The organism is uncultured Fibrobacter sp. (genome assembly GCF_947166265.1).
GTDB lineage: Bacteria > Fibrobacterota > Fibrobacteria > Fibrobacterales > Fibrobacteraceae > Fibrobacter.
On sequence record NZ_CAMVDO010000008.1, the window covers coordinates 107,889 to 121,771 of the forward strand.

Sequence of the window (13,883 nt, forward strand, 5' to 3'; positions counted from 1 at the left end):
AAATGCCACATACCGCCCTCAAATTTATTCTTTTCTACGTAAAAATGCCAACTCTTTTTGTAATTTTTGATTAAAAAAGCGGTTTTTTCTGTAAACAAACGGTGGATTAACTTTTGACAGTGAAAAAAATCACAGAAAAAACGCCCCTTTTGTAAAGAGTAGTTTTCAAACCAGACCGTAGAGCGTCCATAAGAGATGCCGCCCCTTCGATTTCGGCCCTTCGACGCGCTTCGCTTGCACTTCGGCAGGCTCAGTGTATCACTCAGGGACCTTTATAAGGTTAGCGAGCCTGCGAAGCGTGAGCTTGTCGAACCACGCTCAGGATGACACGTTCGTGTCACGTCCTACTATTTTACTACATTTCAAGGCAACACGGAGTGTCTTATGCAGGATATGGACCGAACAATTGCCAGCGGAAACACCATCAAACTACCGATAGCCCAGCTACGACCGCACCTGATTGTGCTTTACCCGCAAAACCAGTTCAAGCAGATACCGCTTACAAAGGGAACGGTTATCTTGGGCCGTGGGCAGGACGCGGACATCCGCATGGACGACGAACTGGTAAGCCGCAGGCATTGCGCTCTCACTTTCGACGGAATCGACGTGACGGTCAAGGACCTGGGCAGCACCAACGGCACCTTCGTGGACGGCTCCCCTGTCGCCGAAAGCAAGCTCGAAGACCACAACCGCCTGCAAATCGGCAAGATGGTCCTGAAAGTGGATTTCAAGGACGCCTCCGAAGAAGCTTTCGACCGCGAGCTCTACGAAGCGGCCACCATGGACCCGCTCACCCGTATCAGCAACCGTCGCACCTTTATGGACAGGAGCCTCGGCGAACTTGCGCTCGGGCGCCGTAACAACTACTACGTCCATACCATCATGGTCGACGCAGACCACTTTAAGCGCGTGAACGACACCTGGGGCCACCAGTGCGGTGACATGGTTCTCAAGGAAATCGCAAGAATCCTCAAGGAAGAAAAGCGCGAATCCGACCTACTCGCCCGTTACGGAGGCGAGGAATTCGTGCTACTTTTAAGCGGAATCGGCCCAGAAGACGCCAAAAAGAGCGCCGAACGCCTGCGCAGCGCCGTGGAACGTCACCGTTTTTCGTGGAAGGACACGATCATCCCCGTGACAATTTCACTGGGGCTTGCGAGCCGCCAAGGCGAAAACATCGGGAAAATCGAGGAAATGATCGCCGAATGTGACCGTCTGCTGTACATCGCCAAGGAAAGCGGCAGAAATCAGGTGGCCTTTTAAATTGTAAAAAAATTTCTAAATTTGGCGTCGAAATGTCTAGTTTGAATTCCGATCGCCTTAACTCCTTTGGTTCTGCAAGCATCCCGAAACTGGTGTTGCAGTTCTCGGTCCCGGCCATCATCAGCATGCTGGTGAACGCCCTCTACAACGTGGTGGACCGTTTTTTTGTAGGCCAAGGCGTCGGTAGTCTCGGCATTGCCGGCATTACGCTGTGCTTTCCGATTTGCCTATTTATAATGGCGATGTCCATGATGGTGGGCGTGGGCGGCAATACGCTTTTCGCAATTCGCCTCGGTCAAAAGAAGTACATCCAGGCAAGCATTATCCTGAACAACTCTTTCTCGTTGCTTATCCTAATGGCGCTTGGGACATTCACGCTCGGCGAAATTTTCATGGTGCCGCTCCTGAAATTGTTCGGTGCAAGCGAGCAGACTTTGCCGGTTGCCAGCAGCTACATGCGCATTTTGCTGTGTGGCGCCGTGTTCCAGACAATCGCCCCCGGCATGAACCACTTTATCCGTTCGATGGGACACCCCAAAACGGCCATGTTCCGTGAAATCGCGGGCGCCGTCACGAACATTATCCTCGACTACCTCTTTATCATGAAATTCCACTGGGGTATCGAAGGCGCCGCCTGGGCGACCATCGCCTCGCAGCTTGTCGCCTCGGCACTCATCACGCAGTTTTTCGTCAAGAAAACAGCGCCTATCCACATTCGCTGGCGCCACATGAAACTCCGTGCAGCCTATGTGCGCAAGATTCTTATTCTTGGGTTGCCGCCTTCCGTGATGCAGATTTGCAACAGCCTCATGAACGCCATCCTGGCCTGGAGCCTTACCACCTACGGAAACATCAGCGTACAGACTTCCGGAGTCCTTTCGGGCGGCGACATGGCGATTTCTGCATTTGGCATTATCAATAGTATCGTCTGCATCATCCTCCTTCCGCTCCTAGGATTCGTCCACGGGACGCAACCGATTATCGGCTACAATTATGGCGCCCGCCTCAACAAACGCGTCAAGGAAACCCTCAAGTTCATCTTTATTTATGCGGGCGGGTTCATGCTCGTCACCTGGGGAATCCTCATGTGGCAAGCCGAAGCCCTCGTGGCACCCTTTGCACCGAACGACCCGGAACTTATCAAGCTTGCCGCCTGGGGAATGCGCATATTCTCTGCCGCATTCTTCATGATTCCTTTTGGCATGGGAGCGGGGAACTTTTTCCAGGGGACCGGAAAGGCGTTCAGAGCCATGTTCCTGAACGCCTGCCGTCAAGTGATTCTGCTGATTCCGTTCTTGCTGATTCTGCCACACTTCTTTGAACTGAAGGGAGTGTTCATGGCGCAGCCGATTGCAGACACTGGGGCTGCGATTATCGGCCTTGCCATGCTCGCGCATGAAATGAAGAAACTCAAGTAGAGATCCCCGCCTGCGCGGGGATGACAATGGGAATTGAAGAGATCCCGAACCAAGTCCGGGATGACAAATTGGGCGTCTGGAATGACGTTAGCGGATGTTCACGCGGCGCATTGCTACCCCGACACGGACCACATAGGAACCCGCGCTTAACGCAGGAACTTCCGTTTCTCCAGAATAGGCAACACCGCGGTAAAGAACGCGACCCTGTAAATCCATCACGGCGTAGTTTTTTTGCACCTTCGCGACCGACTCGGCCAGAACAATCGTAAATTGGAAAGGCCCAGTCATCTTCAGACGGAATCCAGGGAATTCATCAAGGGGCTGTGAACTCGACGAAGATTGCGCCGAGCTGGAGCTCACTTTTACGCTAGAGCTCGAAGAGGAAAGCTCCGAACTACTCGATTTTGCACGAGAGCTTGAAGATTTAGGAGAAACTTTCTGGCTACTGCTCGACTTCGCGGAGCTACTCGAATCTTCAATAATCTCGGCTCCCTTTGAGCTGCTGGACTTTGCAGAACTGCTAGACAACACACTCGACGAAGACCGTGCCGAGCTTGAAGAGGATGCCTCCGAGCTGCTCGATTTTGCACGGGAACTCGACGACTTGGCAGAACTGGAACTCAATTCTTCGTTTACATCTAAAACGTTCACCGTTACTGACGAAAGAACATCGATTCCGCCATCATTGACATTCACCGTAAATATAAACGAAGGATTCGTTTCATAATCCAGCTTCATTGGGTCCTTCACAACAATAACATCACCATCGATTTTAAACGGCACGTCTTCAACAATAGAAAAAGTAAGTTTACGGAACTGAGCATTTTTTACATCGGGGTCAGATGCCTGAACGGTTCCCACGACAGTTCCCACTGGAGAATTTTCAGCGACCTCAAAGGTTGCATCAAAAATTACCGGAGGTTCATTTACATCAAGAATCTTTATGGTGCGAACAATGGAATCCGACAATCCATCTTCGTCAGTGACGGTTATTTTCACCGAGTAACTGGAATTCAGTTTTTCATAGTCTAGGTTAAAGCCATCTTTAACTGTAATTACAATTCCCACATTTTCACCCAAACTCAAAGATGCTGCAAAAAGTTTATCAGCCCCTTTTCCATTCGCATCCGCCAAAGTAACCAGAAGTGCATTTACATTCTTGTCGCTACTCACGGCAAATTTATGGGCAATAGTTCCTGTAGGAGAGTTTTCCGCAACACTAATCGTTCCCTCACAATTTTCGTCACTTGCAAGACAAGATATCACAGGTCCCGCCGGAAGAGGGGCATCATCAACTACCAAAGTAAAAGAGCCTTCTCTATTTCCATTCGAAAGTACAGCACCCTCTAAATCATATACCCGTAGCGTCAATGTTTCCGAGCCTTCATTCAAAGCATCGATCATCGCATTTAGATAAATTTTGCTTGTCGGCTTCAAAGCTCCAGCCTTAATTTTCACCGATTCATACGCTGCATCACAAATCGGGAAACTCGGATAAGAAGAGCCTCTATTAAAATCCTGAATGGACGCAACCCCAGCAGGCGTAGACGCGGAATCCTTGACATCATAGCAATACTTAAACGTGACATCCGTCATAGCCTCCTTATTAAGCTTTAGCGGAATTTCAACATTCGAATTATTTTCTGCAATATCGACACTAGACATGTAAAGAATAGGATCCAACGAAATCGTTGGTGGATCAAACGGAGCATAGCGGACACTTTCTCCATTAAATTCACTACCAACCATCACCTCACTTGCAATAAGCTGACCCGCCAAGACAAGATTTGAGCCTAGCGTCATTGTTCCATGTGTCATGAAAGTTCCCTGAAAATAGGATTTTACATTCATACTCGGCCACGTCATATCTTGCTTAGAATAGAACAAAAGATTGCCGGCATAATCTTCATTTGAAACGGGAGTTTCTGTCGTAATATTTGTCCATTTGGACTTCGAATAAACGGCCTTTTCGTCTACATAAACCACCTGAACAACAGCATCACTACTTACATCAATACTTTTGGCAAAAATTCGGACAAGCGTCCAGGGCGACTGCATCCGAACATTTAATTTCGCTCCACCACCCAGCACGATGTTTTCTACGGAGAAGTCAACGACGGCCTCTTCTGGAGGAACATCTATTGTGTACGTGGTAGCACTTACATCGATATTTTCTAGAACGATGGTATTCGAAGTTAAGGCAGTGGGATAATCGGGAACTTTTAGATTCGTCAGAACCGCAGGCACCTTGTCGTAACTGCAAGCACCCTTTGTTGCCGCAGTTCCTGTATACAGACTACCGCCAGAGGCCGAAATATCGCTGGAAGCATATTCGTTCACACTTCCCCCGACACAGTAGGTCCCGTAAAACTCATTCCCATTCGGCCCCGCTAAAAAGTTGCCGGTCGTGCGCACAGGTCCTGTAAAATAATCCACGCCGTTACTTAAAACAACATTTCCGCCAACATAGATCGGTCCCGCTAATTTATTTCCGTCGTTCAGAAATGCCAAATCCCCGGAAGCCGTACCAACCGCCCCTAAGGAATCCGAAATGACCGAGCGTCTAAGCGTTATCCCTTCCGTTCCCCAAATCTTGAAGGATATCAGCTTATCCCAATAGATTTGCTGACTGTCGGCAGGAACACCCTCAAATTCGAACGGAGCCACGGATGCCGCCGAAGCAAGCCCCGCCATTGCAAGAATCAGTCCATAAAAGTATTTCACAAACATCGCAGAGTCCCCTTTCCCTAAATAAACCAATACGCTATGTTAAAGCGACCTTGCCATGTCTTTGGAGAATCAGGCGTATCGCACAAGGGGGTAAGCCCCAATACAAAACGCAAATTGAAATCCAGGAATGACGATCCAATCCGACGCATTACACCTATGCCAGCAACGACATCAAATTCAAATGCCTTCAAGCCGCCGTCCGCCTCGTAGTCTTCGGTTCCAAATTCGTCCGTAATCGTCGACTTGTGTTTCGAATACAAATTAAAAGATACCATCGGGCCCGCTTCTACATAAACCAGGGACGGCATCATTAGACGAAGTGCCACGGGAATATCGACATTGAACTGCTGCACGGAATATTCAATTTCCATATCCGTACTTTTGGACATCTTATTTTCATCGCTCAGTTTCACGGTCACGTCAGACTTTCCGGAACCCGATACAAAGGACGCTCCCACATCGGCACGAACCCCGAAATACGGATTGAAAAGGAACAGACCACCGACACCGAGGTCAAAACCAACGCCCCAATAGCTACCGCTAAGATCATCGCCTCCGGTCGCCTTCACAGAGTAATTTTTATTGAATTGTATATTCGCAAGTCCAAACTGGGAATCGTAAAAATCACTGTAAAACGCCCCGATAATGGCCCCACCCCAAATCCATTTAGCTTTTTCTTCGGGTTCTACGGGAACCTCAGCTTTCGACTCAGCTTCGGGTTCCACCTGAGGCGCAGCCGGAAACATCGCTTCCTTGGAAAGTTCATTTTCCAGTTGCTTTTCGGACACCATCAAAAACAGTGCTTGCGCCTTGCCCCTGATTTCGACTTCCAGCTGTTCCACATCGGGACTCTTGGCGGCAAAACTACCGATGAGTTTATTTCCTGCCGTTTCGTAAAGTTCTACCGTAATCGTAAGGTTCGAACCGAAACGTCCGATACGCCCCTGCGCCACGTAGTCCGCCGAAATATTCTTGCCCGTTTCGACAAGGCAGCTCCCTTCGCAATCCTCTATCGCCTTGCCGGGCGGAAGCATCATCTGGATGTTTTCGCGAGTCATGATGACAAAGCCCTTGGAGGCAGGCAGCGCCTTTACCGCCTCGGAACGAAGAACATCCGTAAGGTACTGTTTTTCCTCTAACGAAAGGGCATCTTTGGCAGATATGGTTTCGAGGACCGCAACATGGGTCGCAAACAATAAAGCCGGGAAACAAAAAACGAGGATTAAGACTATCAGCGAGAGCTTTTTCATCTAAGGGGACCTTTCGTACAAAAAAATTCCCTGCGCGAAGCAGGGAGAAATCAACGCTAGTAAAGTTTCTTCATGTCGGTGAGTTCGCCTGCCTTTTCGTGGAAGAGGACCAGCGAGCCGCCCTGCACCTTCTTGAAAATCTTGGTGAGTTTTTCGATGGCATCACGCTCTTCAAAGCCGATTTCGTTGTAGGCGGTTTCGCCAATCACGATACCCACGTTTATCAGGTCGGGGGACTTGCGGCGCAGGTAATTGAGCAAATCTTCGTCATTGTTGAGGATGTCGGTCGCCGTCGGCTTTTCAAGTTCCGCCGGGTCACGGGTGCTTACCAGGAGCGGATACAGATCGTCGGCAATAATCTGCTTGGAATTCAGGTAGAACGTGTTTCCGACAAACAGGCTGATAGAGTCATTGAGCACCTGACGCACTTCGACGAGGACATCGCTCTGGGAAGACGCTTCCTGGATTTCGAGTTTAGACGGACCGCAGGCCATAAGGGCGAGCGAGACGACGGACAGAATAGCAAGGGCCAGCTTTTTCATATTTTCACCTCTTTTATAGGTTGTAGAAAACCTTTTTCCTTAATATAATATTTATTTGTTCAAAATGCGAAGGGCGCGTTCAATTAATTCGGGTTTTAGGTCGAAAATCCGGCTTAGGGTCTCGACCCTGACGGAATCCTCTATTTTTTCCATACGGGAGCCGTTCGCATCGCGGGTCACCAAATTTCCCTTTTGATAGTAGTACTGCACGCCCCGTTCACGATCGAGGCGGTTGAGCACCGGGTACGTCATCATTTCGCGGTAGAAGCTTTCGTTCCAATGCTGCTTGAATTCTTCGACGGATACGCCTTCGACAGGGTATTCAAAGCGGAGTTTCATCGGGGATCCCGCACCGCCCGTCCATAAGGCCATACTTTCTGCGTTCGGGCGGTCCAGTCTTACCGTATTCGGGACCAGCGGAAAGAAGGCTGTGCCCGCCCCCTGCGGGGGCGGGAGCGGGATCGGCAGCGGATCAAAAATCAGATAGCCGGGATCGAAGAGGTATTCTGTAGACTGTGGGGCTAATGCTAGCGATGACAGCGACAACGCATCCGGATCGGGGAGTATAAGGGCGCAGTGGATATTCCTTTCTTTACGCTTATGGCCCATCACCAGGCGCGGGGAAAGCCCCATATCCTTGAACACCTGATAAAGATGCCAAGTCATGCTAAAGCACGTGCCACCGCCCATCCAGGCATCGACATCGTTCTGAAAACTGTCGTCAAGCTTTTGCGCAGCCGAGGAACTCCCCGTCGATTCGAGACGGATAATCTTCGTCAGGTTCTCGTAGGTGACTTTAGACAACCTATCGCAGATGTCCTGGATTTTTTTCCATATATCAGGAGTCATGACTACAATTTAGAAATAAGATGGAGATCCCCGCCTTCGCGGGGATGACAATCCTACAACAACATCATCAGGCCGTCGATACCTAGGACCGTCAGGCAGGCAACCACGGCAACCCCCACCAATCCAAGACCGAATACCGACGCAACGACAGCTGTCAACAGGGCACACGCTCCCGAAAACTTACTGTCGGTCGCATAGAAAATCGCAGGGACCGTCATCGCGGCAAGGACGGTGTAAGGGACGTATGCCAAAAAAGAGCGCCAAAAACGGCTCTTGATCTTACCCTTGAGCAAGACGAACGGGACGGCACGCAGCAGATACGTCATACCCGCCATTACCAGGAGAAACAAGAAATAATCTCTCAGGTGCATGCATCCTCCTGAGTCTGATCATCCTTAACCGGAAAGAGCGCTGCGGCCACAAGCGATGCCACCAACGCACAAATGATGATCGCAAAGCCGACCGTTACACCACTCAACGCAGGAACATACTTGAACGCAAGGCTACATGCAATGGCAATCAGAACCGCCACCAACGTGGGCACATGCACTTTCATCTGCGGAACAACAATCGCCACAAACATGCCATAAAGGGCGACTCCCAGCGCATTCGTAATAACCGTAGGCAAAATCTCGCCGCAGATGGCCCCAAGCATAGTCCCCGAAGACCAGCCGATATAAGGAAGAACCATAAGCCCTGCAAAATAACGTGCCGTTACAGGTTCGCTCTGGCTTACGGCTAGCGCATAAATTTCATCGGTGATTCCCGTTGCCAAAAGCATGCGCTTAAACGTTCCAAACGAAGGGGCAACCTTTTGCGACAAAGAAATTGCCATCAGGCTATAACGCAGGTTGATAAAGAACGTGGCGAGCGCCATTTCGATAAAGGTGCCCGCAGCCTCGGACATAATCTGAAGACCCGCAAACTGCCCTGCCGAAGTCAAGTTCGTCATCGAAATGAACGTCACCAACGGCCACGAAAGCAGCTTGGAACCCGCAACTCCGAACGAAAACGAAACTGCAAAGTAGCCAAGACCGATCGGAAGGCCGTCTTTTACACCATTTGAAAACTTCATGCGCCCAAATATAGAAATTTCTCAGACAAATTTTATGCAAATATGCAAATTTATGCAAAACTGAATTCGATATTACACGCATTACTTAAAATGCCCTAGACATCCCTAGGGCAAGACTGTACCTTGTAATTTCTGCTAACGCTCTCGCGTAGAAGCGTTACTACCGGATTGAAATTCGACGTGTTACATTCACAGAATGCGAACGAACGCGCACGATGTAATTTCCCTGGCGGAGACTTTCCAGAAGAACCGTCCCCTTGACCTGTTTGAAACTTGCCACCGGACGGCCCTGCATATCGAACACATCAACCTGCACATTGTCTACACCTTCAATCTGCAACATACGACCAGAAACCGTAAGCGTCACCGGATTCATACGGGCGTCGACAGCCGTTGTCCATTCTTCGCTACTGGAAGAGGATTCCTCACTGCTAGAGGACATCTCTTCGCTGCTAGAAGATGTTTCATCCTTCGACGAGGAACTTGCCACGCTGCTAGAAGACTTTGCAGAACTGGAGCTGGATTTCGCAGAACTCGAAGAAGACTTTTCGCTACTAGAAGAAACCTTATGGGAGCTGCTACTGGATTTTTCAGAACTGCTAGAAGCTTCGGAGCTAGACGATTTCTCGCTACTGGAGGATGCCTCGGAGCTACTAGAGATTTCAGAACTCGACGATTCAACACTACTGGAGGATTCTTCTTCACTTGAGCTAGAGTTTTCTTCGCTCGAAGAGGATTCTTCGCTGCTAGAAGACGTTTCTTCACTCGACGAGGAACTGACCTCGCTGCTGGAGGATTCAACCACCGTAATCCGGCCACTAGCAGTAATATCTTCATCAATACCATCCACATCGATGGTAAAGACATATTCCTGCGCCGGAGCGTTCACATTCACCTTTCCAAAAATCTTGAAAAGTTTCGCTTCGTTATCCAGCACACCCGTAAGACCGGAAGGAAGATCGTTCGCCTCGACTTTCTTCACATAATCAAACCTATAGACAATCGGCTCAATCGAATCGCCCGCAACCACGGTTTGCACGGAATCGCCTTCCACAAGTTCAAAGACGGTCGGCATAGGCTTGTGCTTCACTACGATTTTCGCCGTTGCAACGGAATCGTTATCCTTGCCGAAAACCTTCACCGTAACCGTGTATTCGCCATCGCTGAGGGTTTCGCTCACGGCACCGGCAAACGTCATCGTCTCTGCCTTTTTATCCTTCAGCATATTAATCGACCCGACCGGGAGTCCCGAAACTGCCACGGAATCCATATTCGCATACTTGAACACGATAGGCTTGATGGAATCCCCTGCAGTCACCACCTGGGAGTCATTACGAACCACCACCACGGACGTTTCCGCAGACTTATGCATCACCGTAATCTTACCGAACAGCTTGATTTCCTCAAACTTGATGTCCGAATCAATACCGTTTGCCTTCGCCGAGTACTCGTACACATAATCGCCCACGGTATCGGGAACAGCGAAACGGATCGTAATGGTCTTTGCGTCTTTGTCTTCTTCGGAAAAACCTAGGGGAAAACCATTATGCGCTATAACAAAGGCTCCCATATTCTCGTAATGGTATACAATCGGCTCGATCGAATCTCCAGCCATTACCACCTGTTCGTTATTGCCGCTCACCAATTCAAACACGAGCGGTCTCGCCTTGCGCTTCACCTTGATGACCGAAGTCACAACGAAACTCGTATCGGGGCCTTCCACCGTCACGGAAAGCTCATAATCCTTCACCTCAGATCCCTCAGGAATGCAGCCCGACAACGTATAAGTCTTCGCCTCAGCATCGCGAGACGAATTCACGCCCTTCACAAGAGTCGCACTGGTGCTGGTTATGTTTTCGTAACGGTATACAATCGGATCGATGCAGTCGCCCACCGTCACCAATTGTACCGCATTGTTGCTTGTAAGTTCAAAAACCGTCGGCAGGCGCTTATGATTCACCACAATCTTCGCCGTCACAGCGGAATCGTTATCCTTGCCGAAGACCTTCACCGTAACCGTGTATTCGCCGTCACGGAGGGTTTCGTCTACAGCACCGGCAAGAGTAAGCGTCTGGGCATCTTTATCCTTCAGCAAATCAATTGCCCCTACCGGGAGCCCCAAGACCGCCACGGAATCCATGTTCGCATACTTGAACACAATCGGCTTGATGGAATCACCCGCCGTCACCACCTGGGAGTCATTACTTACCACTTCCACGGATGTTTCCACGGGCAAATGATTCACGACAATCTTCGCCGTTGCAGCAGAATCGTTATCTGCACCGAAGACCTCCACCGTAACCGTATATTCACCGTCGGCAAGGGATTCATCTACGGCACCGGCAAGCGTAAACGTCTGGGCACCTATATCTCGAATCCATCGTATCGTCCCCTTCGGAACGCCCATAACCGCAATGGAATCAATGTTTGCATACTTGAACAAGATTGGCTTGATGGAATCCCCTGCAGTCACCACCTGGGAGTCATTACGAACCACCACCACGGAAGTTTCCACAATCTTATGCTTTACAGTAATCTTCGCCGTTGCAACGGAGTCGTTGTCCACACCGAAGACCTTCACCGCAACCGTGTATTCGCCATCACGGAGGGTTTCATCTACGGCACCGGCAAGAGTAAGCGTCTGTGCTTCCTTATCCGTCAGCAACTTAATCGACCCGACCGGGAGTCCCGAAACTGCCACGGAATCCATGTATGCATACTTGAACACGATCGGCTTGATGGAATCGCCCGCCTTCACAGTCTGCGAGGCATTGTCAAGCAGTTTCACGGATGTTTCCACATGTTTATGCTTTACGGTAATGGTTCCTGTCACCACCGCACTGGTATCGGGTCCCGTTACTGTAATACTATAAGTGTATGTGCTGTCCTTCAGAGATTCATCAACCGTACCAATAATCTTAAGGATATTTGAGTCATCGTCTTCAGAAAATTCTAAGCCTAGCGGCAAGCTCGAGCGCTCCATGCTCATTCCCCCGACGCGCCTGAAATAGTACACAATCGGTTCAATGGAATTTCCTGCTGTCACCGTCTGTTCATCAGCCCCTTCAACAAGTTCAAAAATCATCGGTAAAGGCTTATGCTTTACTTTAATCGTCGCCGTCGCAGAGGAATCGTTGTCTGTACCAAAAACCTTTACCGTAACAGAGTAGTCGCCATCGTCAACGTTTTCGTCTACGGCACCAGCGAGCGTGAACGTCTGCGAATTTTCATCTTTCAGCAACTTAATCGACCCGACCGGAACCTCACCCGAAACCGCTACGGAATCTATGTTCGCATACTTAAACACCACCGGCTTGATAGAATCGCCCGCCTTCACGGTCTGCGTGGCGTTACTTTCTACCACCACAGAAGTTTCCATGGGCTTATGTTTCACGATAATAGATCCCGTCACCACCGAATCGGATTCTTCACCTGTCACGGTAATGCTGTAAGTGTACGTTCCATCTTTCAGCCCTTCATCGAGGGTTCCGCTAATTGTATAAGTCATCGCCTTCGAATCCAACGAATGCTCCAATCCTCGAGCCAACTTCGATATGTGAGTACGCGTTATATTATCGAAACGGTAGACAATCGGCTCAATCGATTCACCCGCTGTCGCCGTCTGCGGGACATTGCCGCTCGTGAGTTCAAAAACAATGGATTTCGAATCGGTATTCGAAGAAGCGGCGATCTTTATTTCATGCGTACTTACAAAGGTATAGTAGGAATTATCCGGATCTTGAATGGTAAGCCCGATGACGCCATCTTGAATGCGAGACGGCAAAACTCCATCTTCCATCCATTCCTTGTAGTCGTCATTGCCTGCTCCGCCAACGCCATAACCGTCATCGGCGATAATTTTCTTTCCACCCATCGCAGCGCTTGCAGCGGCCCAGGTCACTTCATTGTTGTTGTCGTTACGGATTCGGATCGAGTCTCCCTGGGTGCGACCTCCCGAAGTAAACAGGTAGTCAATCTTGCTCTTATCAAAATGGCTGTACCAAGTCTTGAGATTTTCATTCAACCACGGAGAAATATCCACCGCGATCTTTGCATTCGGCAGGGCGGACTTAATGGTCTTCACAATATCGTTGAAATAAGATCCGGCTAGAGACTCATCTGGAATGCCGCCGTTTTCTTGCTTAAAGCGTTCATCTCGTTCATCGCCCGAAACGGAATACTGGAAAAAATCGGGTTCAATCAGCCAAATGGTCGTCCCTACAGTTCCATCTTTTTCAAAATCTTTCGCCACCCCCTGTGCATACGAGTTATATCGTGCAATGATTTCGTCCCAGTGATCGCGAATCATCTGCGCACCATGCGTACAATGATTCGGACTGCCCACATCGCAATCAGACAGATTGATTCCATTTACTTTCTGGTCCTTGTCGAATTCCGCAATCACGTATGCATAGAACACCGGTGTAAGGTCATGCTCCTTACAGGCCTTGACCATGGCGCCTTCCCAATACTCGTTGTATTTTTCATTGTCGCCAACCCAGATGGCCAAATGTGAAAGTTTCTTATTGGAAACGTCAAGTCCCGATTTCCACTGCTGCCCGAAATTGAAATGACTTTCGTCAAAGGCGGCAAAAGCCACCGACGTCAAGAAAAGAGCAAGAGCAATACTCAGAATTTTTCTCATATTCACCTCCAAGGACTCCATATCCAGGATACCAAACCATAAATTAAAATTTTTTGGCGCTACCCGTTCCTAAAAACAAAAAAAGCCAGGCAATTTACGCCTGACTTTTCT

At 49.4% G+C, this 13,883-nt stretch carries 9 protein-coding genes; 2 read left to right on the forward strand and 7 right to left on the reverse strand.

Translation table 11 applies throughout. The features are described from left to right. The first annotated feature begins 393 nt into the window (after positions 1-393). Complete coding sequence (locus tag Q0W37_RS06165; RefSeq protein WP_297699780.1) at positions 394-1,263, forward strand: GGDEF domain-containing protein; 870 nt, start codon at positions 394-396, stop codon at positions 1,261-1,263. Positions 1,264-1,295: 32 nt separating this feature from the next. Continuing rightward, a complete protein-coding gene (locus tag Q0W37_RS06170; protein WP_297699782.1) occupies positions 1,296-2,681 on the forward strand; it encodes an MATE family efflux transporter in 1,386 nt (461 codons plus the stop codon). 87 nt (positions 2,682-2,768) lie between these two features. On the opposite strand, the gene Q0W37_RS06175 is transcribed toward Q0W37_RS06170, so the two are convergent. The 7 genes from Q0W37_RS06175 to Q0W37_RS06205 form a co-directional block, all read right to left on the reverse strand. Beyond that, a complete protein-coding gene (locus Q0W37_RS06175) occupies positions 2,769-5,405 on the reverse strand; it encodes a cadherin repeat domain-containing protein (RefSeq protein ID WP_297699784.1) in 2,637 nt (878 codons plus the stop codon). Between the two features lie 23 nt (positions 5,406-5,428). Further along, positions 5,429-6,661: an outer membrane beta-barrel protein gene (locus tag Q0W37_RS06180; RefSeq protein WP_297699786.1), complete on the reverse strand. Its 1,233-nt coding sequence runs from the start codon at positions 6,659-6,661 to the stop codon at positions 5,429-5,431. Between the two features lie 56 nt (positions 6,662-6,717). Further along, the gene (locus Q0W37_RS06185) at positions 6,718-7,203 is read right to left on the reverse strand and encodes a hypothetical protein (protein ID WP_297699788.1); all 486 of its coding nucleotides are present in this window, start codon (positions 7,201-7,203) and stop codon (positions 6,718-6,720) included. Positions 7,204-7,254: 51 nt separating this feature from the next. Beyond that, on the reverse strand, positions 7,255-8,052 hold the full coding sequence (locus Q0W37_RS06190; RefSeq protein ID WP_297699790.1) for a hypothetical protein: 798 nt from the start codon (positions 8,050-8,052) through the stop codon (positions 7,255-7,257). Positions 8,053-8,105: 53 nt separating this feature from the next. Continuing rightward, positions 8,106-8,423 (reverse strand): AzlD domain-containing protein, encoded by a 318-nt coding sequence (locus tag Q0W37_RS06195; RefSeq protein ID WP_297699791.1) that lies wholly within the window; start codon positions 8,421-8,423, stop codon positions 8,106-8,108. Next, complete coding sequence (locus tag Q0W37_RS06200; protein WP_297699793.1) at positions 8,414-9,127, reverse strand: AzlC family ABC transporter permease; 714 nt, start codon at positions 9,125-9,127, stop codon at positions 8,414-8,416. The genes Q0W37_RS06195 and Q0W37_RS06200 overlap by 10 nt, the downstream gene beginning before the upstream one ends. Before the next feature lie 160 nt (positions 9,128-9,287). After that, on the reverse strand, positions 9,288-13,772 hold the full coding sequence (locus Q0W37_RS06205) for a T9SS type A sorting domain-containing protein (RefSeq protein WP_297699795.1): 4,485 nt from the start codon (positions 13,770-13,772) through the stop codon (positions 9,288-9,290). Positions 13,773-13,883 lie beyond the last annotated feature (111 nt).